The 21,940-nt window shown below is 49.8% G+C and carries 19 protein-coding genes; 4 read left to right on the plus strand and 15 right to left on the minus strand.

Features of this window, described 5'->3' with window-relative positions; genetic code table 11:
- The first annotated feature begins 32 nt into the window (after positions 1–32).
- Both PAV_RS02230 and PAV_RS02235 read left to right on the plus strand, forming a co-directional pair.
- Positions 33–1,022, plus strand: coding sequence for an LCP family protein (locus tag PAV_RS02230; protein ID WP_157266545.1), 990 nt, complete (start codon positions 33–35; stop codon positions 1,020–1,022).
- A 15-nt stretch (positions 1,023–1,037) separates the two neighbouring features.
- On the plus strand, positions 1,038–2,354 hold the full coding sequence (locus tag PAV_RS02235; RefSeq protein WP_005543232.1) for a glutamate-1-semialdehyde 2,1-aminomutase: 1,317 nt from the start codon (positions 1,038–1,040) through the stop codon (positions 2,352–2,354).
- A 112-nt stretch (positions 2,355–2,466) separates the two neighbouring features.
- Here PAV_RS02235 and PAV_RS02240 read toward each other — a convergent pair whose 3' ends face one another.
- The 9 genes from PAV_RS02240 to PAV_RS02280 all read right to left on the minus strand — a co-directional run bounded on the left by PAV_RS02240 (position 2,467) and on the right by PAV_RS02280 (position 12,174).
- A complete protein-coding gene (locus PAV_RS02240; RefSeq protein WP_157266547.1) occupies positions 2,467–3,333 on the minus strand; it encodes a J domain-containing protein in 867 nt (288 codons plus the stop codon).
- A gap of 18 nt (positions 3,334–3,351) precedes the next feature.
- Positions 3,352–4,035: a helix-turn-helix transcriptional regulator gene (locus tag PAV_RS02245; protein ID WP_005543234.1), complete on the minus strand. Its 684-nt coding sequence runs from the start codon at positions 4,033–4,035 to the stop codon at positions 3,352–3,354.
- Positions 4,036–4,315: 280 nt separating this feature from the next.
- Complete coding sequence (locus PAV_RS02250) at positions 4,316–5,761, minus strand: PTS transporter subunit EIIC (RefSeq protein WP_005543235.1); 1,446 nt, start codon at positions 5,759–5,761, stop codon at positions 4,316–4,318.
- Between the two features lie 210 nt (positions 5,762–5,971).
- A complete protein-coding gene (gene glcT / locus PAV_RS02255; protein WP_005543236.1) occupies positions 5,972–6,829 on the minus strand; it encodes a glucose PTS transporter transcription antiterminator GlcT in 858 nt (285 codons plus the stop codon).
- A gap of 249 nt (positions 6,830–7,078) precedes the next feature.
- Positions 7,079–8,812 (minus strand): phosphoenolpyruvate--protein phosphotransferase, encoded by a 1,734-nt coding sequence (ptsP, locus tag PAV_RS02260; RefSeq protein WP_005543237.1) that lies wholly within the window; start codon positions 8,810–8,812, stop codon positions 7,079–7,081.
- 44 nt (positions 8,813–8,856) lie between these two features.
- A complete protein-coding gene (locus tag PAV_RS02265; RefSeq protein WP_005543238.1) occupies positions 8,857–9,117 on the minus strand; it encodes an HPr family phosphocarrier protein in 261 nt (86 codons plus the stop codon).
- A 58-nt stretch (positions 9,118–9,175) separates the two neighbouring features.
- Positions 9,176–9,652, minus strand: a complete 477-nt coding sequence (locus PAV_RS02270; RefSeq protein ID WP_005543239.1) for a PTS sugar transporter subunit IIA — start codon at positions 9,650–9,652, stop codon at positions 9,176–9,178.
- A gap of 535 nt (positions 9,653–10,187) precedes the next feature.
- A complete protein-coding gene (locus tag PAV_RS02275; protein WP_005543240.1) occupies positions 10,188–10,979 on the minus strand; it encodes a DeoR/GlpR family DNA-binding transcription regulator in 792 nt (263 codons plus the stop codon).
- A gap of 136 nt (positions 10,980–11,115) precedes the next feature.
- Positions 11,116–12,174: an SIS domain-containing protein gene (locus tag PAV_RS02280; protein WP_005543241.1), complete on the minus strand. Its 1,059-nt coding sequence runs from the start codon at positions 12,172–12,174 to the stop codon at positions 11,116–11,118.
- Positions 12,175–12,264: 90 nt separating this feature from the next.
- On the opposite strand from PAV_RS02280, the gene PAV_RS02285 reads away from it, so the two are divergent.
- Together PAV_RS02285 and pfkB are read left to right on the plus strand one after the other, a co-directional pair.
- Positions 12,265–13,134, plus strand: a complete 870-nt coding sequence (locus tag PAV_RS02285) for a class II fructose-bisphosphate aldolase (RefSeq protein WP_005543242.1) — start codon at positions 12,265–12,267, stop codon at positions 13,132–13,134.
- A gap of 20 nt (positions 13,135–13,154) precedes the next feature.
- The gene (gene pfkB / locus PAV_RS02290) at positions 13,155–14,096 is read left to right on the plus strand and encodes a 1-phosphofructokinase (RefSeq protein WP_005543243.1); all 942 of its coding nucleotides are present in this window, start codon (positions 13,155–13,157) and stop codon (positions 14,094–14,096) included.
- Between the two features lie 100 nt (positions 14,097–14,196).
- Here pfkB and PAV_RS32080 read toward each other — a convergent pair whose 3' ends face one another.
- From PAV_RS32080 to ptsG, 6 genes are all read right to left on the minus strand, one after another.
- A complete protein-coding gene (locus PAV_RS32080) occupies positions 14,197–15,339 on the minus strand; it encodes a methyltransferase domain-containing protein (protein ID WP_005543244.1) in 1,143 nt (380 codons plus the stop codon).
- The gene (locus PAV_RS02300) at positions 15,336–16,283 is read right to left on the minus strand and encodes an alpha/beta fold hydrolase (protein ID WP_157266549.1); all 948 of its coding nucleotides are present in this window, start codon (positions 16,281–16,283) and stop codon (positions 15,336–15,338) included. Before PAV_RS02300 ends, PAV_RS32080 begins: the two co-directional genes overlap by 4 nt.
- 78 nt (positions 16,284–16,361) lie before the next feature.
- Positions 16,362–17,582 carry an aminotransferase class I/II-fold pyridoxal phosphate-dependent enzyme gene (locus tag PAV_RS02305; RefSeq protein WP_005543246.1) on the minus strand — a complete coding sequence of 407 codons (1,221 nt, stop codon included), beginning with the start codon at positions 17,580–17,582 and terminating at the stop codon, positions 16,362–16,364.
- Entirely contained in the window at positions 17,579–18,586 is a 1,008-nt protein-coding gene (bioB, locus tag PAV_RS02310; RefSeq protein WP_005543247.1) for a biotin synthase BioB, read from the minus strand. Before bioB ends, PAV_RS02305 begins: the two co-directional genes overlap by 4 nt.
- 83 nt (positions 18,587–18,669) lie before the next feature.
- A complete protein-coding gene (bioD, locus tag PAV_RS02315; RefSeq protein ID WP_005543248.1) occupies positions 18,670–19,449 on the minus strand; it encodes a dethiobiotin synthase in 780 nt (259 codons plus the stop codon).
- 527 nt (positions 19,450–19,976) lie between these two features.
- Positions 19,977–21,680 (minus strand): glucose-specific PTS transporter subunit IIBC, encoded by a 1,704-nt coding sequence (ptsG, locus tag PAV_RS32085; RefSeq protein WP_005543249.1) that lies wholly within the window; start codon positions 21,678–21,680, stop codon positions 19,977–19,979.
- Positions 21,681–21,940 lie beyond the last annotated feature (260 nt).

The raw sequence follows: 21,940 nt of genomic DNA on the forward strand, positions 1-21,940 counted from the left end.
CTTTGCCGCCGGATGCGGAAAGGACGATACATATGTTGAAAAAGTATTGGAAGCATGCCCTTATCTCTGTTTGTGTATTCCTTCTGGCAGGCGCCGGTTATTATATCTGGTCCATGTACAGCAGCTTGAGCACTTTGCAAAAGCCGCCCGAAGCATCCCGCTTCACTCCTGTTGTGCACCGTGTGCCGGAGAAGGTTAATATCGAGCCTCCCAAATGGCAGGGAGAGGAGCGAGTCAATATTTTGCTGCTGGGCGGAGACTCTCGTGGCTTGGAAGCCAATGAAGTGCCCCGTTCAGACTCGATTCTGCTCGCCTCCTTCGATCCGAAGACGAAGCGCGCCAACCTGTTCTCCCTTCTGCGGGATACATACGTTGACATTCCTGGCTTCGGCAAGGATCGTCTCAATGCCGCCCTCTCCTACGGCGGGCCGGAACTAGCAATGAAGACGGCAAGCACCTTAACGGGACTAGACATTCAATATTATGTGTATACAGACTTCGTTGGATTTATCAAGCTCATTGACGCTCTCGGCGGCGTGGAATTTGAAGTTGAGAAGGATATGAAATATACGAGCAAGGCAGATAAGCACCAATACGATATTGATTTGAAAAAAGGAAAGCAACTGCTGAACGGGGAAACAGCACTCATGTATGCCCGCTTCCGCTATGATGCCATGTCCGACTATGCCCGTACCCAACGGCAGCGCGAGCTGCTCGGGGCAGTGGCTGATAAGCTTAAATCGACTTGGAACCTGCTCCAGCTCCCCTCTCTCATTAAGGAAGTGTCGCCCTATGTGGAAACGAACCTATCGGCAGATGACATCGTGAAGCTGGCTGCACTGGGCTATGACAGCACGATTGGAGCGAGTCATCAGCTTCCGCCAATGGACAATGTTGCCGATGCGCGGATCAACAATGCAGCCGTGCTCAAGGTCATCGACGACAATAAGCTCAAGCTATACATTCAAGAAGCTTTGGAGGTCACAGACAAGCCCTCCGTATCTGAAACTATTTCACAATAAAGGGGATTCATCAACATGACAACGAATCGGAACCGTTCGGGACAATTGTACGAAGAAGCGCTCCAACATATCGTAGGCGGGGTCAACAGCCCTTCCCGTTCATTCAAGGCGGTCGGAGGCGGCGCTCCGGTCTTCATGGAACGCGCACAAGGCGCGTATTTCTGGGATGTTGACGGCAATCGCTACATTGACTATCTAGCTGCCTATGGCCCTATCATTACAGGCCATGCCCATCCGCATGTAACGAAGGCTATCGTTCGGGCAGCACAGAACGGCACCCTGTACGGCACACCAACCGAGCTTGAAATCAAGCTTGCTCGGATGCTGAAGGAAGCCGTTCCGTCCATGGATAAAGTCCGCTTCGTCAACTCGGGCACCGAGGCGGTTATGACAACAATCCGCGTAGCCCGCGCTTATACAAAGCGAACGAAGATTATTAAGTTCGCTGGATGCTACCACGGACATTCGGATCTCGTGCTCGTTGCAGCAGGCTCTGGCCCTTCTACACTTGGTATTCCAGACAGTGCGGGGATTCCAACCACGATTGCTAACGAAGTCATTACAGTTCCATTCAACGATCTCGGCAGCTTGAAGGAAGCATTGGAGCATTGGGGAGACGATGTGGCTGCCGTTATGGCCGAGCCTATCGTCGGCAACTTCGGCATGGTTATGCCTGCAGAGGGCTTCCTTGAAGGCTTGTGCAAGCTCGCTCGCGAATATGGGGCGCTTGTTATTTATGATGAGGTTATCAGTGCATTCCGCTTCCATTACGGATCTGCCCAAACATACCGCGCCTTCCCTGACTTCGCGGCAATTGAGCCGGATCTGACGGCAATGGGCAAAATCATTGGCGGCGGCCTGCCGATCGGCGCCTATGGCGGACGCAAGCACATCATGGAGCAAGTAGCTCCGCTCGGCCCTGCATACCAAGCAGGTACAATGGCAGGCAACCCTGCTTCGATCTCTGCCGGCATTGCATGTCTGGAGGTTCTACAAGCAGAGGGCGTATACGAGCAAATGGAGGAATTGGCGATCCGTCTGACGAACGGCATTCAAGAAGGTGCTGACCGTTATGGCGTACCGCTTACAATCAACCGTATTCGCGGCGCATTCTCAACGCACTTCTGCGATCATCCGGTCACGAATTATGCAGAAGCACAGGAAACGGACGGTGAAGCATTCGGCGCATTCTTCCGTCATATGCTTGACCAAGGCATCTGCCTTGCACCTTCGAAGTACGAAGCATGGTTCCTGACTACCGAGCATACCCCGGAAGACATCGAGCGTACGATTGAAGCCGCGCACGAAGCATTCCGCCGCATGAGAGGCTAGTTCGGCGAAGAGACGAATAAACAAAGAGCTATCTCTATCATCTAAAACAGATCCGTTATAGCACAGCGCCCCAACCAATGCAATAATCACAGGTCGGGGCGCTTCTTCTTTATCATCGTACAGTGTGACTTTCTCGACGAAGCCGGCTTGCTTGATACATGTCGTATGCTTCCTTTACCCATGTGAACAAATACGCGCTCCCGCCGTGATCGGGATGCAGCACCCGCAGCAGCTTGCGGGACTGCTTCCTCACCTGCTTCGCATCCGCTTCTTCAGGGACACCAATTAGCGTATGAAAGGACAAATCCTTACCGGCGGATGGTGCGATCCCTGTTGAACGCGAGCTGTCTCCATAGGTTCGGTTGTATGTATTCCTCTCACGAGATGCCTCTTCCTCCCATGCAGCCAGTTCCCGCAGCCATGTTGAAAGCACGCGCTCCAGCTCATTTTCATCTGTAGGCAGCATGCCCTGCCAGAAGTCATACTCCATTTGCCTCATTCGCTGTTCAAGCTGCTCCATAACATCATTTCGAGTAATTAGTACAGCCTTCACACGCTCTGCTTTGCGGAAAAGCTGAAGAATTTGCCGGGTCGCCCATTCCGGTATCTCGGCAGCAAAGGCATGCAGCACCTTCGGCATTTCCTGATCCCGAACATGAAAGTCCTGAAGAAACTCCATTAGCCACTCCTGTTGGCTTACGTTCAGGCTGGAGCCGATTTGAACGGCAAGCTGAAGCTTGATGCCGCCATTCTTCAGCTTAACAGACCAAGACTCTGTCAACTGCTCTAATGCATTTACAATGGAAATCAGATAAGGATCCGTAACTTCTATAGCTTTATTACCTTCTGTATCTTTATTGCTTTCATTACTCTTGATCCCGACTGTTGTCTCAACTCCGGCATCCTTCTGTTCACCCTTCCGCTTCATCATCATGCTCCTTTCCCCAGCAAGCTTCAACCCTACACTAAATTGATTCATGCTTGGGTGCCTGTATCCTTACACATCCGGTTCAGGTCTCTCAAGCAGTCCTCCTGGAACTGGCTCAACGATACGGAACATGCATTTCGTACCACCTTCCACGATGCATTCCGTCCGATCGACATCCGCATGAAGCACCGTGGCAAACATCGACTGCTCGCATCTGCAAGGAGAACCGAACTGAGCCGCAACTTGCGAAATCGGGCAATTGGCTTCTTCCAGCCAATAGCTTCCGTCCTCACATCTGCCCCATCTAACCATATAGCCTTCCTTGTCCTGTAGTGCTGCCAATGCACAGATACGTTCCTCTAAGGTGGCTTGATTTAATAACGGAGCATACCGTTTCTCTTGCTTCTGCCTGCGATAATGGAAAAGCTGCTCCACCGTATCTTCACCGGACTGTTCCTGCAGTTGCTCAAGAATATCGATGATCAGCGCATCATATGCACTGACGAACAGCATGCTTGCTTTATCGGTCAAACTATACTCATAGGTAGGTCTTCCTAGCTGCTGACGAATCAAATGAGCGTGTACATACCCGCCCTTTTGCAGCGCATATAAATGCCTGCGAACGGCTATAGCCGATAGTTGAAGGTGCTTCGCGATAGCGGGCACCCCGACTGTTCCCTGCTGCTTTAAAAACAATAAAATATTACGACGGGCTGAATGATTAATCATATTGGCTTGCTGCGTAATCGTCATCTTACAGCCTCCCTAACTTGCAGGCGATGCGGGTCTATTCTTTTCCTTTGTCCCAATTCCACCATCTCCTTATCTTCGGTCTGGAACAGCGGTTTGATTTACGCTCGATTCACGTATAGTATAGAAAATATTTTTCCTTAGATCAACTTTGTTTCCTCAAACAGATATACACCCAGCTTTATTGCCTGCTTCATCGAAATACGAAAAAGCCAGCGGAACGAATCCGCTGGCTTTCTGCCTTGCCATCTGGCTTATTTGAATGTACCAACCAAGAGGGTACTTACAGCTTTTTAATTTCTTCCTTCAAGAGCTCAGACTGGGTACCGAATACAACTTGTACGTTGCCTTTGCCCAATCTCATAATGCCTGCTGCCCCCAACGCTTTCAAACCAGACTCGTTAACCAAGCTGTCATCTTTCAGCGTCAGACGAAGACGAGTAATACAAGCTTCGTTTGTAATGATGTTATCTTTTCCACCTATATTTTCCAATACCTTAACAGCCTTTTCTTTGATCGTGCTATTAGCTGCACTGGCTGTTGCCGCATTAGACTCCTCTGTCTCTACTTCGCGTCCAGGTGTCTTCAGGTTCAGCTTCACGATAAGGAATCGGAATAAGAAGTAATAAACAACGAAGTATGCAATACCGATTGGAATGAGCAACAGTGGCTTAGTCGCAAGCGGGAAGTTCAGCGCATAGTCGATAAACCCTGCCGAGAAACCAAAGCCGTGCTTGATTCCCCACAATGCTGTAATTACGCCGGAGATACCGGACAACACAGCATGCACTACGAACAATACTGGAGCTGCAAACATGAACGCAAACTCAATCGGTTCTGTAACACCTGTTAAGAAAGAAGCAAATGCAACTCCCATAAAGATCGATGCTACAGCTTTGCGTTTTTCAGGACGTGCAGTGTGAATAATGGCAAGTGCTGCACCAGGCAAAGCAAACATCATAATCGGGAAGAAACCTGTCATAAACATACCAGCCGACTTGTCTCCTGCGAAGAAACGAGTAATATCACCCTTCACGACCTCGCCAGCGGCATCTGTAAATGTACCGAGTTGGAACCAAGCAATGTTGTTAAGGATATGATGCAAGCCTGTTGGAATAAGCAAGCGATTAGCCAGCATAAAGCCGCCAGAACCGATTGCACCTAAACCAACAACCCAGTTACCAAATGAATCGATAGCTTGTTGTACCGGACCCCAAACAATCGCAAAAGCAAGACCGATAATAATAATCGAAACGGATGTTACCATCGGAACAAATCGTTTTCCGCCAAAGAATCCTAGCCAATCAGGCAGCTTGATATTATGATACCTGTTGTACATAAAGGCAGCCAAACATCCTGCTAATATACCGCCTAATACACCCATATCCAATTTCAAGTCATCTGGGATGAAACTGAAAATACCAGGAGTGATCTCCAATATTTTCATAAGAATGATATGAGCAAGCACAGCTGCTAATGCAGCAACTGCATCTCCCGCTAATCCTATTGCAATGGCTACTGCAAATATGAGCGGTAATTGTTTAAAGATGGTATCCCCACCTGCAAGTAAAAATGGAGCTACATAATGGTTCAAAAACTCGCCTGCAGCGCCCATGTGAAAATCTTTCACGTAGTCAATAGCGCCGAATCGAAGTAAAATTGCCGCCGCCGGAAGAGTTGCTACCGGAAGCATCAATGCACGACCAATTTTTTGCAAAAAGGCTAGCATGTGTCGTTCCTCCTTGTGGTGAATAAGTAAAGTATGGATAAAAGGTCAAAGATTTATGCTTCGACCTGTCATCTCCATCGCCCAAATGAAAGCGCATTAGAGAAAATAAAAAAAGCATGAGCTTGCGACGAGCCGACATCCCAAATTGCCTTGGATGTTGTCTCTCAGCAAGCTCATGCCTAGTCGAACTAGTAACACGCTTGTATGGCTTTATTCTGAATCTTTATGGAACAAGCGATATAAATGCATTGCGATGTATGCCGTTTCATCTTCGGGGACTTCAATCTCCAGCTTCTTCGACATTAAGTCTGCACATTTCTGTGCTACGCTGAATTCATAGGGCGCCATATCCTTCAAATTTTCTCGGAATGGGTTCTTCGTCGCCTCCCCTTGGCGAATGCGTTCCATCGCAAAGCGCAAATGCGTTATCAACCGTAAGTAATCAATACTGTCCTTCGGAATGGCCCTGCTCCGTTCACGTTCGATAAGAGCAACCAAATCCTTCAACAGATGATTGTATTGTACAAAGCTCCCGACAGGGACATGAGCAACGGCAGATTGGATATGGATTGTCAAAAATCCAATTTCATCTTCCGGTACTACAACATCGAACGTCTTCCCGATCAGCTCAGCGGCTTGGGAAGCAAGTTTGAATTCCTTCGGGTTCAATGTGCGAATTTCCCATAGAAACGGATTCTCAATCGCAATATCGTTGCGAAGACGATAAAGCGCATATTCAATATGGCTCGGCAATGCGAGATGAATATGCTCGTTTAAATCCGGCGTTAACTGCTCCGACACCATCGAAATAATCTTCTCCGATACGACAATGACTTCTGCATCAATTTGTTCGAGCAGCATTTGATATTGCGATAAATGCTGCTTATCTTCAATCGCAAAAGTCTTCTCGATTCGTGTATCACCCATCTCCAGCGAACCTCCGGGCTTTGCGCCGAAGCCGAGCCCCTTACCCATAAGAATGGTTTCTTTGTTCGCCAACACATCGTTTGCCAATACGACATTGTTGCTTAATGCCCGTACGATTTCAAAGCGACGTTGTTCTGACAAAGTAAGGCTCCTTTCCCCTGAGAGTGCACATCGAAGATCGCGTTTTGAAAACGTTTTCGATTCTGCGTCAACTGTATCATTTATTCTAGGTGAATCTACAATCCTTGTCAACGAAATAAATCTAATTTTGTCGAATATGTACGAAAATTGCAGAATAATAATTCTTTGTCATTTTATAGACACATATGGAAAGGATGATGCAGCCAAGAGAGAATCTGATCCTCCCCCAATTGCATCATCCATTATATTTTAAATAGACATTTCTTGAACTGCAGATACGCGGTCAACGACCAGAACTTGAATCTCTTCAGCCGTCTCCAGCATCAGTGCTTCTTCCGCAAGCTTGCGCATTTCTTCACGGTTCAAGCGGCTGAGCAGCACACGTACCGGAAGCACAGAGCTTGCGCTCATGCTGAACTCATCCAGGCCAAGGCCTAGCAGAATTGGAACAGCCTTCAAGTTGCCGGCCATTTCGCCGCACATGCCGGCCCATTTACCTTCCTTATGCGCAGCATCAATAACCATCTTGATCAAGCGCAGAACGGCTGGATTGAATGGCTGAGTCAAGTGAGATACTTGCTCGTTCATTCGGTCAGCAGCCATCGTGTACTGAACGAGATCGTTCGTGCCGATGGAGAAGAAGTCAACTTCTTTTGCCAGCTGATCTGCAATAATTGCCGCAGCCGGAACCTCGATCATCATGCCGACTTCCATCTCTTTATTGTAAGCAATGCCTTCTGCATCCAGCTCTGCTTGGGTTTCCGCCAAGATTGCGTTCGCTTCGCGGAGCTCGCTTATCGCCGAAATCATCGGATACATCAGCTTAATATTGCCTTTCGCACTCGCGCGAAGAATTGCACGAAGCTGTGTCTTGAATAGATCTTTACGATCCAGGCACAAGCGAATCGCACGGTAGCCGAGGAATGGGTTCATTTCCTTCGGAAGCGGCAAGTAAGGCAGCTCCTTGTCCCCGCCAATGTCCAATGTGCGGATAACGACAGGCTTTTCTGCACCAAGCGTTTCACATACGGCAACATAAGAGTTGTATTGCTCCTCTTCAGATGGGAAGTTGTCGCGACCCATGTAGAGGAATTCCGTCCGATACAAGCCAACACCCTCAGCACCGTTATTGCGCGCACCAAGCGCATCTTGCGGGTTACCGATGTTCGACACGAGCTCAACCTCGTGACCATCCGCTGTGATTGAAGGTTTGTCCTTGTACAGCTTCATTTCTTCCTGACGCTTCTCGAACTTCATTTTCTTCTCTTGGTAAGTCGCAACCGTATCCGCATCTGGATTGATGAGGATAATGCCGCTAGAACCATCGAGAATGATCATGTCGCCGTTCTTAACGGTAGATGTAGCATCCTGCAAGCCCACTACTGCAGGAATCTCCATCGAACGAGCCATAATCGCAGAGTGGGAAGTACGTCCGCCAATGTTCGTCGCGAAGCCTGCTACCTTGCTGCGATCCAGCTGGGCTGTATCGGAAGGAGTCAAATCATGCGCGAACAGCACAACTGCCTCTTCGAAATCATTCAGAGAAGCAGATTTCTTGCCGGACAACAGACCCAATACACGCTTGCTTACATCGCGGAAATCCGCCGCACGCTCACGCATATATTCGCTGTCCATGCTGCTGAAGATGTCAACCAGCTGCTGAGTCACTTCCGATAGAGCAAACTCTGCATTGACTTTCTCACTGCGAATCTTTTCAATTGCCTGTCCAATAAACTCTTCATCCTGCAACACAAGGATATGTGTAGCAAAAATTTCAGCCTGATGCTCGCCTAATTTTTTTGCAGTATCTTCTTTAATCTGTTCCAGTTCGTTCATCGCCAACTGTACAGCTGTTTGCAAACGAGTTGCTTCTGCCTGCACATCGTCAATCTGCTTGCGCTCTACCTCGGACGTATCGTGTTCAAGGATGAAAGCTTGACCGATGGCGTAACCGGATGCAGCTGGGATACCTTGAAGTAGCATCGGTTCCTCCACTCCTTTTCCGCGTTAATGATTTACTGAATCTATTAGTCCAATACGGATTCGATTACTGCGCCTACCGCTTCAACTGCTTCAGCAGCCTTTTCGCCTTCCGCAGATACGGTTACGGTGTCGCCAGCTTTCATACCAAGCGTCAATACGCCCGTGATGCTTTTTGCGCTTACTTTGCGGCCGTTGAATTCGATTGTAATTTGCTCGCCTGCGAATTCGGCAGCTTTCTTCATGATTGCGCCCGCTGGACGAGCATGGATACCTTGTGGGTTTTTAATTGTAAATTGTTTTTCCATTATTATGCCCTCTCTTCTCATGTGTAGTAGAATGCGTTTTTCTTCTTTAAAAAACAATCTATTTCAATACAATTTCCAACAGCTCATCGGAGTCTGCTTTTACATTGCCTGTGTTCGCTTTCAACTCAGCGACAATGTCGCCGTTCGCGACAATAATCGGAGTAATAACTGGAAGACCTGCTTCTTTAATTTGTGCAATATCGAACTCGATAAGCGTTTGGCCTTTTTTCACTTTGTCACCGGACTTCACATGCGGCTTAAATGGCTTACCTTGCAAGGATACTGTGTTCACGCCGATGTGAACAAGCAATTCCAAGCCGGACTCATGCGCAAGAACCAAGGAATGGTGAGAGTCGATCAAATGCACGACATGACCGTCGAATGGAGAGACGAATACGCCCTCTGTTGGCTCAATAGCAATACCGTCACCAATAATTTTTTGTGAAAATGCTGGATCCGGTACTTGCTCCAATGGTACTGCTTGACCTGTAATCGGTGCTGTAATGGAAATTTTCTTTTCTTTTACCAAAACCAAACATATTGAGTTCCTCCTTGTAATTAACCATGTGAACTTTCGTCCGTCATTGTATTTGTCGTTATGACGTTTGAAAAAATGCCAATTTCTCTTATGAGAAAATAAAAAGGCATGCGCTAAAGCATGCAGTTCACCCCCGTGAACGGCCGCTTAGCTCATGCCTAGTCGTACTAGTAACACGCTAACTTCCTGTGTAAAATTCACACCCATTGTATCATGGTGGCTGCGCGGGATGCAAGCGAGCGGGCTATTGGTGAAATCTAGTCGATTCGCACCTTCCTCAAATGGCTGCTGAGTTATGCGGTATCCATAAGATGTGCGTTCTGGATACAATTCATACCGTCCGCACCTCATTATGACTACATTACATATATACCCACTATATCCACAAATGCCGCAAATGCACCACATGATTTATGGTCGATTATGATCTTATTTTATTCATACGCAGTTCTCGCCATAACGTTTCAAACTGCATATGCACAACTTTTCTCCTACTATGTACAATCCGAGATTCATTACGGGACATCATTGCTTATTCGCTTTGTTCTGCGTAGTAGCAAGAAACGCCTACTTTCAGCAATTTGCTGATCATATCGTCCGGCAGCGGACTGTCAGTGATGCATCCTGTCAATCCTTCAACAGAAGTAACCGTAAATAAGGAGGCCTTGCCTACCTTCGTATGGTCAAATACGGCAAAGGTTTGCTGTGCTTGGCGCATCAGCATGCGGGCCGTTTGCGCTTCCAGCTCCGAGTACGTTGTAATGCCCTTGGTTATGGAGAAGCCATCGATGCCCATAAATAATTTTTCAATATTCAAATGCTCAATTGTTCGTTCCGCTAAGGGCCCGCACAGCTCGAAACTGTTGCTGCGCATAACGCCGCCAATCACGACAACCTGTATTCCTTCACAGTCTGACAGCTCCATCGCAATATTTACAGCGTTCGTCACGACGGTAATGCCTTGACGCTGCTTCAATAACCGGGCAAGCAGGAATGTAGTTGTTCCCCCGGTCAAGCAAATACTGTCGCCTTCTTCAATGAAGTCCAAGGCTCGTCTAGCGATTGCTTCCTTCTCCAGCCACAGCAATTGTCTCTTCTCATCGAAGGAAACCTCTCTCACTGTGCCCGGCCCCTCAAGCAATGCTCCGCCAATCGTACGAATCAGCTCCCCCTTGCGCTCCATTAAATCCAAATCCCGTCGCGCTGTAGCTTCTGAGCATTCGAACTGCTCAATAATCTCTGCTATCGTAATGCGTCCATTCTGCTTCATCACTTGCAAAATTTGCTGGCGCCGCAATTCACCCTTGGATAACGATTCACTCATGCGTTACACTCCATCCGTTCCATATTCATACCTGTGTCGGGGTTTGCTTCTTTTGATGAAACGCGATCCTAACGAAAGGCGCCAGCTGCTTATAGTCCTTGGCTCTCAAATTCCAGACCAGAACAACTCGCCTACATTAAATAGATACAAACTGCGTCAGGTTCCGCGGATCGTCCGGATTCAAGCCCCGCTTGATCGCTGTATAATATCCGTTATATTGAACAAAAGGCAGGTACAACACCGCACGCGCTTCATCGCACGCATCCACATGGCCAAGCTCAATGACCTTATCTGCGAATGCCGTGTCGGCTCCCGCTTTTGCCGTTACAATCACAATCGTCGCTCCGTACTGCTTCATCTCTTCCGCTACCTTGAGCTCATAAGCACGAGCACATTCCGACAAGAGCAATACGACCTGCGCTCCCGGCTCCACAATCGACTTCGGGCCGTGTCGGAATTCCAGAGTTCCATATGCCTCTGTCCACATATAGGTCATTTCCTTCAGCTTCAAACAAGCTTCAAGAGCCAATCCATACAGCGCCCCCATGCCCAAATATATCGTTTTCTCAAATTGATGATTGTTCACCCACGCAGATGTCGTTTCATCCGCCATTGTAACGAACGCACTGCTGGATTGCAACACTGCCTGCAGCTCGGCCAATTCCTTCTCGCGCCCCGCACCAAGTGCAATAGCCGCCTGCATCATAAATGTCATGCTGCTGAGCGATTTCGTCATAACCGTACTCTTCTCTGCACCTAGTGGAGATACGAGGCATGGCGTCATTTGCGCCATCTTGCTGTTCGGATGACATGTAATGCCGCATGTTGTCCAATGCGTCAAGTCCTTGGCTGAATCCAGCGCCAGAATAACCTCATGGGATTCACCAGAACGAGACACCCCGACGAGCAAAGTTTTCTTCGATGGCGTTACGGTCTGCTCACGGAACAAGAACAGATCAGAGGATGGATGCGCAGCCGCACTTCTCCCTGTCCACTTGCGATATGTAGCCGCCATTGTCATTGCCTGGTACCAGGAAGAGCCGGAACCAATGAATATAACCTCTTCAAATTGATCGTTTCCTATATATTGATCTACCCAATCCTTCTGATTGTGCAGCTGATCCCAAGCCGCCTGGAGCGCCGCCGCTTGCTCGCTGATTTCCCGGTACGTATGTGTATCAAGTTGGTTTGACATCTCACAATTTCCTCCCTTATAATCAACTTAATGAAATTATAAATCATAATTATGATCGTTTCAATCATTTATATGCAGGAGGTTACGGAAATGGGACATCTTATCAGCTCTACATCCATGCTTCAAGCTGCACGTGAACAAGACTTCGGAATTACTGCATTTAATGTACATACACTAGAAATGCTGCAAGCGGTCGTAGAAGCAGCCGAGGACACGAATACACCGCTCATCTTGCAAACGACGGTAGGAACGGTTAAGCATTTAGGACCGGAATATATCGTTGCCGCTGCTCAGACAGCAGCGAAGCAAGCCTCTGTCCCGATCGCACTGCATTTGGATCACTGTACGGATTATGAGCTTCTCGTTCAATGCATCCGCGCAGGCTATACGTCCGTCATGATCGATGCTTCGATGTATCCTTATGAAGAGAATGTTCGCCGCACGCAGGAGGTTGTGAAAGTAGCGCTCGCTGCAGGCGTCAATATAGAGGCGGAACTGGGCAAAGTTGGCGGCGTGGAGGACGACATCGTCGTCGAGGAAGAAGATGCGCGTTTGGCTGTTCCAGAGGAGTGCGCTGCATTCGTAGAAGTTACAGGTGTTCCTACATTGGCCCCTGCCATTGGAACTGCACACGGTATATACAAAGGCGAGCCGAAAATTGCCTTCGATCGGTTGGAACAAATATATAAGCAAGTCGGCGTACCGCTCGTTCTGCATGGCGGCTCCGGCATCCCTGAGGAGCAGGTGAAGCGCTGCGTGAAGCAGGGCATGGCGAAGATGAATGTTGCAACTGAGCTGCGCATCGCCTTCTCGAATGCAATCAAAGATGTATTCACAGCGAATCCAAATGAGAATGACCCACGTAAATATATGGTGCCAGCGAAACACGCCGTAAAGGAATTGGCGATTCGCAAAATGGAAATGGCAGGATGCATCGGCAAGGCAAACGCCGTTCGCTAATGGCAATTGGAGGAACAAAAATGATTACAACGGTTACCCTAAATGCAGCGATTGATAAGACCTATTACATTCCCGGCTTCAACAGCAATGCGCTGTATCGGGTCGACCAGACGCTCGCAACAGCGGGAGGCAAAGGCATCAATGTCGCTCGTGTTATCCATGCCCTAGGAGAAATGGTAACGGCTACAGGCTTCGTAGCTGGCTACAATGGGATGGCAATCACGGATATGCTTCGAGAGGAAGGCATTGGAACAGACTTCATCTCCGTTCCCGGAGAGTCGCGTCTCTGCCTGAACATCATCGATCCAACGGGAGGCACACAGACGGAACTGCTAGAGGCTGGCCCATCGATCACCCCGGAATCAATAGACGCGATGAAGGCCAAGATTGAGGAGCTTGCGGCAAAATCTTCACATGTTGTCTTCTCGGGGAGTCTGCCGAAGGGCTGTGGCACGAACCTATACGCAGAACTCATCGACATCGCTCGCGGTCAGGGTGCAATTCCTGTTCTCGATACAAGCGGCGATGCGTTAATCGCAGGGATTCAAAGTCGGCCTTACTTGATTAAGCCGAACGAACATGAAGTTACGAAGCTAACAGGCGGACTAGCTGACAGTGAGGATGAGATTGTGCGTGCTGTACAGCAGCTCATGCAAAACGGAGTCGACAATGTCATTGTCTCCCTAGGGGAACGAGGTGCGCTCGCTGGCTGCGAAGAACAGTTATATGGCGTGTCCATTCCTCGTGTGGAAGCCGTGAATGCAGTCGGCAGCGGCGATTCCATGGTGGCTGGTCTCGTTGTGGCGGATCGTCGCGGTTTATCTCCTGAAGAAAAGTTAAAGCTTGGCGCAGCTTGCGGCACAGCCAATGCGCTTATGCCCTCAGCAGGTATGGTAAGGATGGCTGACGTAGAGTCGCTGCTTCGCGAGATACAGGTTACACCATTATCTTCATTCCTTTAACGCTTGTATCATTAAGTAAAAAAGTCGTGCGCTCCGTTTTAACGGCCAAAGCTGCACGACTTTTTATTTGCGGAATCAGCAAAAGTTATCTTAATCTCCCCTACAGGATTGGCGCAAGCACCTTGCCTTTTTGAACAAGGCAATAAGCGACCTCATAGGTAAGCGGAATAAGGCCATTCTCCTGTTGAAAGGTATCGGTATATGCTCGCTTCATGGCTTGCATCAATGTTCGATGGCTCGTTCCTTTTTTTCTGTCCCCACTCTCCGCTCCATTCCCTTGCTCGCTATGAACCGCATTTCCAGCACCAACCCGTCTCACCTGCGCAAGCGCTGCATGCACGTCTGGAAACGTGCAGCAATAGCTTTTGCTCTCCCATTTGATTGTTTGATCCTTGTTGCACTCTTTGCTATTCATAAGCCATGACACCCAATCATCCTGATTCGGATAACACTGGCCTCGCGGAACAAATGGGATCCCTAGCGCAGCTTCAGCTTGACGGAAGGACTTATGCAGTTCCTTCACCGTCCCCGGCAAAAAGGTCGAAAACGCCAGCATTCCGTCAGGCGCAAGCAATCGAAGCATGTGCTGGACGGTAATAGCTGGATGATTGAACCACTGAAAGGCGGCACTCGATGCAATCAAATCGAAGGTTGGCTTCTTCATCTGTGATTGCATCTCATCGAGCCATGCCTCGACATCTGCCGCTATGGGATACACCCTGTCAAGTGATACTCCCGCTCGTTCCAGCTTCGTACAGGCATGCTCCAGCATCCGCGGCGAGAGGTCAATCAATGTAAGTTCTACGTTGGGGAATACCTGCACTAATTGCTCTGACAGCATCCCTGTCCCGCATCCTACATCAAGGATGCGCATGGTGCGAGGTATTTCGCCGCCGCTCTGTATCGATTCAGCCGCATGGCTGCCTTGGGGATAAGGATGAAGGGATGGATAAGTAGGATTTGGAGCGTACTTTGGAACGGACTTTGAAGCGGATTTAGGGACATATTTTGAAGCAGACTTATGGGCAGACAGCACAGCTCCTTGACACGCCCCCCGCAAAGGTGCGAGCTCCACGGTGCGGCGAATCTGCTCTACAAGCTCATCCGCCATCACACGCTGCACTTCGGCATAGCTGTCATACTCCTTGGCATGTTTGTCAAATCGCCGTTGTACGAGCTTTTTGTCTACGTTTGCTCCCTGAAATCGCTCGGTATGTTCAACCTGTTGTTGCTTCCCGTTCATTCCTGCCCTCCTTCCCCATTGATGTGGTGGTAATGGGGGATATCTGTAGACGGTGCGCTGCACCACGTACGCACCGATTGTATCCATTGCGCCGTCTGCGTAGCGAACGGCGCGTGTCCGGCAAGCGGCAGCACCACGCAACGCGCAGCGTTCCGGCTGCCGCTTGCCGCTTGCGCCCGCTGCTGTGCAGCAAGCGGGCATACGCTGTCGTCCGCGCCATGCAGCCAGAGAAGGCGCGGACCATCCGGCGCGTCGGTGAGACGCGCCCAAGCCCGCTCCAGGTCGGCCTGCTGCAAGTAGGCCAAACCCGCATCAAGCCCCGCGGGCGTGAAGTCCTTGCCGATAGCTGCCGTGTGCTGCGCCAGCCAGCGACAGCTATCGGCGCTCGCGCGCTCCGCCGCAGATGGGATACACTCCGCGAATGCGCAGAGTGTATCCGCTGGCGCAGCTTGCGCCAATCGGCGGCGCATGCGCCGCACGACACGGTCTGGCCAGCCAGCCCGACCGGTGTCGTCAATAAAGCGCAGCGTCGTTCCCGTCAGAATGACGCTGCGTACAGCCGGCGGGCAGGAATCAGCAGCAATGTGCCTGCTGATTCCTGCCCCTTGTTCCTTCCGCATCCGCTCCTGTCCAGCATCCGCTTCCGCTTGCCAAACTGCCAGCGCCTCCAGCAGCAGCATCCCGCCCATTGACCAGCCGACTGCATGCCACTCTCCGTCAGGTTCTTCCAAAAGAGGGCGGTAAACCGCATCAAGCAGCGACGAAATCGAACTGGAACCCGCATATGATACATAGCGATGTTCAAATTCCGGAAGCAGCTTAGCGAGCCTCGACCATACAGAAGATGACATCCCCCAGCCATGCACCCACAAAAGCTTAGGTCTTGGCGACGGTGCAAGCTGTGCATCTCTCCTCTCATTCGCCGGCTCTTGTCTGTCCATCATGCCCAACCCTCTCTATCTTGCTTCGTAAAATATAACGAATTCAATTTTTCCCCAATAGTCCAACGCAAGCTAACCATCCTACAGCTCATCCGCAATACGCACGACTGCTTCTGCCGCTGTTGCCAAGTCCTCATCCGTATGCAGCGGAGACGGTGCAAATCGTATGCGCGCCGTGCCTTCTGGCACAGTAGGCGGTCGAATGGCCAAGCCCGCAACGCCCGCTTCAGCCAAGCCTTCACTTACCGCTACCGCCCTTCGATCAGAGCCCAGCATCACCGGCACAATATGACTGTCACCTTCCCCTGTATCCAGACCTCCTGCCTGCAATCGCGCACGGAAAAGCGATGCCTTGCGCATTAACGCCGAGCGCGCCTCTTCTGCGGCCCGCACCTCTTGCAGCCGCGCACGTACTAGCGCTGCAACGAGAGGCGGCAAACCCGTATTATAAATAAAGGTTCTCGCCTGATTCACCAAATAACGAATGACAATATCTTCAGCGGCAGCATAGGCACCGACCGCACCGAAGGCCTTGCCAAACGTTCCCATCATAATATCTACACGCTCATGGATACCAAGTGCATGACAGAGCCCTCTTCCTTCAATCCCATATACGCCGCCGCTATGCGCCTCATCCACCATAAGCATGGCACCATAGCGTTCCTTCAACGTTGCCAGCTCTGCCAGCGGAGCAAGCGTTCCATCCATGCTGAATACAGCATCCGTCACAATAAGCTTGCGCGCCGCCCTGCCTGCCCCTAGCGCGCCAACTGTCCATTTCTTCAGCTGATCCTCCAGCCGATTCAAATCACGATGGGGATATCGAATATGTTCTGCACGACTGAGCACAATCCCATCTACAATGCTGGCATGGTTAAGCCGATCACTGAACACCGCGTCATGGCGACCGACGAGCGCAGGGATAATTCCTGCATTCGCCATATAGCCGCTCGATAATACGAGACAGGCCTCCGTTCCCTTGAACTCCGACATTTCACGCTCTAGTGCTGCATGATGGGGATCATGGCCTGTAATGAGGCGCGAGGCTCCGGAACCGATCCGCAAACCGGGCTCCCCTAGCAACCTTGCTTCCTCGTTCAACGAGTTCCACAGAGCATCGGATATCCATGGGTACAGTCCTAAGTAATAGTTGGAGGCTAGATTAAGCATCCTCTTCCCTTCACGCATCATCCAGCCGTCTTCCAGCCATACGGTCTGTGATAACCAACGAAGTCGTCCTGCCTGTTCCCGTTCCGATAATTGATCCCGCATCCATGACCAGCGATCAGAGCTGACGGTCATAGGGCGCATCGTTCAATTTCGAAGCCCAGATCCTCGATCATCCGATGATCATCCGTTGCTTCTTGTCCTTCTGTCGTCAAGTAATCCCCAACGAAGATGGAGTTGGCTGCATATAGAGCCAGTGGCTGCAAAGAACCAAGGTTTACTTCACGACCGCCGGAAGCACGAATCTCCTTCGAAGGACAGACAAAGCGGAACATGGCGAGCGCCTTCAAGCAACGGCGCGGATCCAAATCATGCAAATGAGCTAGTGGCGTACCTGGAATAGCATTCAAAAAATTAACTGGTATCGAATCCGCATCCAGCTCACGCAAGGAGAAAGCGACATCAACCAACTGCTCGTCTGTCTCCCCCATTCCCATAATGACCCCGGAGCATGGCGACATGCCTGCCGCCTTGGCTGTACTCACCGTATGTACCCGATCCTCATACGTATGTGTGGATGTGATATGAGAATAATGATCAGAGCTTGTATTCAAATTGTGATTGTAGCGATCAACACCGGCCTGCTTCAGCCGAGCTGCTTGTTCGGGTGAGAGGATCCCTAGGCACGCGCATATTTTCATCGGCATCGTCGATTTAATTTCCTCGACAGCCGCTACGACCTGATCCAATTCCCGCTTCGTCGGCCCACGCCCACTGGCTACGATGCAGTAGGTTCCCACCTTCATCTCCATCGCTTTGCGCGCACCATCTATGAGCGTATCCTTTTCCAGCATGGTGTACTTCTCGATAGGCGCATCGGATCGAATCGACTGCGAGCAATACCCGCAATCCTCCGGGCAATGTCCGCTTTTTGCGTTAATAATCAGGTTCAATTTCACTTTGTTGCCAAAAAAGTGGCGCCGCACCTGATACGCCGCATCCATAATGGCTAGCAGCTCATTATCATCCGCACGGAGCACAGCGAGCGCCTCCTCACGCGTCAATGCCTTTCCTTCGATAGCTTGATCTGCCAGCCCGCGCCAATTTATGTCCTTCACCTTCACCAACTGCTCCTTCATAACCATCTCTCCCTTACAGATCATTATCCCGATATGGATTTATCCTTACATTCGTCGCTTCATTCCCGTAAAAATCCCATTGTTTATGCCCGTTCCTGAAGCCAAGCTGTCATCTTCTTCATGTGGACAAAGGATGCAAGCCAACGCTGCCTCCACGCCGTCCAGGCTGCCGTTTCCATGGCACGTGCATGGCTAGGCTGTACCAGCCAAGGAACAATCCCGCACACAGGTACTTCAGCCATTGCCTCAATCATTCTTGCATTTTCCGCAAGCTCACGGTCATCCGCCAATGTCGGTGGGCCGCTGAATACGACTGCCAGATCTGTAATTCCTCTTTCCCGTGCATACTGCACCGCTGTTACCGTATGACTTACTGTGCCTAAGCCCGATGAAGCCACGAGCAGCACGGGGAGACCTAGTTCACGAGCAGCATCAGCCATCGTATGCGCCGCATTGAACGGTACAGCAATCCCGCCAGCCCCTTCGACTAGCAAAAAGGAATCATCCTTCTGCCGTCTGCGCCCTTCCTCCAGCAAACAGCCGAAGGAAAATTCAATTCCTGCCCGCTCAAACGCCATCCATGGTGCCAGCGGGTCTTGCAATGTCCAAGTCGCTACCTCTTCTTCTGGAATATGTAACAGTCCACTCCCCAATCGCAGGCGATAGCTGTCTGCTTCCGGATCCCCTAAGGTCACGCCGCTCTGTACGGGCTTCCAGATCCGAATTCGGCGCCGGCAGATTTCATGATAGTACGCTCCGATTCCTGCGGTCACGATGGTCTTCCCTATTCCAGTTCCTGTGGAAGATACAAATAATCCTCTTGCGGTATGTTGTTTCCCGTCTGTATGCGAATGCGAGCTCATAGGTAGAACCTCTCTTGTGTAAACCATATTATAAATTATTAAGTTAACATTTCAAAAATACATTTTACATGATCATTTGTTGAAGGACAATCATTTGTTAACTATTGAATAAATTAACATAGTTAACGTTATCGTTATATTTCGATCCCCCCATTCACCCCCATTCCTCTATGGATTAACCTTGTTTCACTATCCCGCTTGCTCAGTTGCCCAGTTTGCTCTTTTGATGATTTCCTCCCCTGAGTGAAGGGGATAGCGCCGGCCGCAAAGGATTTACATACTGAAACGATGAGAAAGGCTGTTCAACTCTTGCGCAACATAAATACCCCCACAACCATGTTGTGAGGGTATAAACACTGTTGAACAGCACAGGAACATGCCTGCGATCCGATTGCAGTGGATAAATATAGCCGCAATCTTTGAGAGGATGCAACCGTTAGTCTTCCAATATCCTTTTCCGTGCTGATTTCTTCCGTATCCTTTTCTGTAGACACTACCGTCTTTATCCGTATCCTTCTCCGTTGATTCTACTGTTTTCCTTCTGTATCCTTCTCCGTTGATTCTACCGTCTTTCTTCTGTATCCCTCTTCGTAAATACTAACCTCTTTTTCTGTATCCTTTTCCGAGGTTGGCTCACCCTCTTTATCCTCGCGTCCGATTTCCATATCACGTCGATTTGCTGCACCGACATCGTCAGGCTTAAGCTCCATCGATTCCTGCGTAATGAGCTCATTAATCTGATGCTTAATGGTTTCAGAGCGCGTGCCGAATATCGCCTGTACGCTGTTGCCGACCTCAAGAACCCCTGAAGCTCCAAGCTCCTTCAGTCGATCCTTGTTCACATCGCCGGAATCCTTCACCTGTACACGAAGCCGCGTAATGCATGCATCGAGGGAAGCGATGTTCTCCTTGCCGCCAAGCGCATTCAGAATGCCTCGCGGCAGTTCATTGGAGGCGGTGGCTCCCGGTGCAGCGGCTGCTGCTGGAGCAGTAGCTTCACGTCCGGGTGTTCGCAAATTGAACTTGCGAATCGCAAAGCGGAAACCAAAGTAATAGATTACGGCAAGTACAAGCCCGACCGGAATAACGAGCCAGTAAGGCGTCCGATTTTGCAAGACGCCAAACAGCAGGTAGTCAATGACTCCGCCCGAGAACGTCATACCAATTTTCACGCCAAGCAAGTGCATCGTCAGGAACGAAATGCCCGCAAACAACACATGTACTGCAAATAAGAGAGGAGCTACGAATAGGAAGGCGAACTCGAGCGGCTCTGTAATTCCTGTCAAAAAGGAGGTTAGCGCTGCCGAGCCCATCAAACCTGCTACTATGGCTTTGTTCTCCTTGCGCGCCTCATGATAAATCGCCAATGCAGCGGCCGGAAGTCCAAACATCATGAACGGGAATTTACCTGCCATGAAGGTACCAGCTGTTAAGGGCACTCCATCTTTCAACTGGGCGAAAAATATTTTCTGGTCGCCGCGAATGAGCTGTCCCGCCTTGTCCATGTATTCCCCGAACTCGAACCAAAATGGGGCATAGAAAATATGATGCAGCCCAAACGGGATCAGTGCCCGCTCACAAATACCAAATATGAACGCGGCCAGCGCCCGGTTCGAATCAAGAAGCGAATGCGAGAAGGTATTCAAGCCGTGCTGGACAGGCGGCCAGATGAATACCATGATAATGCCGATAATGAGCGAGGTAACAGCCGTTATAATCGGAACGAAGCGCTTGCCCGCAAAGAAGCCTAAATAAGAAGGCAGCTCGATCTTGAAAAATCGCTGGTACAGTACGGCGGCGACGATCCCGATTATGATCCCGCCGAACACGCCCGTTTGCAGAGTCGGAATACCTTGAATCGTAGCATAGGCCGAATTGCCAGCCACAACGTCAGGTGTAACGTTCATCATGACCTTCATCGTTACGTTCATAACAAAGTAACCAACGATAGCCGCCAACCCCGCTACCCCGTCTCCGCCGGCAAGACCGATGGCAACGCCAACCGCGAACAAGAGAGACAAGTTATCGAATACGATGCCTCCCGCTTGCTCCATGACGTTCGTGATGACACTGACTACACTATTTCCAAGCCAAGGCAGTCTCGCAATCATATCCGGATTGCGCAGCGCATTGCCGATGCCAAGCAGAATACCTGCCGCTGGCAGGATGGCAACAGGCAGCATAAGCGCCTTGCCGACCTTCTGCAACACGCCGAACGCTGATTTGAACATAGATTTCATCCCCTCATCTAATCAAGGTATGTAAGTACACTAAGTACGCCTTACCTTTCCCTAGTGCAGGAAAAAGTATGCAATCCGATGTCAAGTGCCATGGAAACGCTTAATAATTTCTTCAAAACAAACACCTCTTCCATATGTATAATTTATACAAATCTCATAGTAATGAGAGTATAACTAAGCTATCATTACTAGTTAATATTAGAATATGATCAATAGCACTTAAAATAATTTAAAAGTCAAAGGAGGCTTTT

The organism is Paenibacillus alvei DSM 29 (assembly GCF_000293805.1).
GTDB classification, from domain to species: domain Bacteria; phylum Bacillota; class Bacilli; order Paenibacillales; family Paenibacillaceae; genus Paenibacillus_B; species Paenibacillus_B alvei.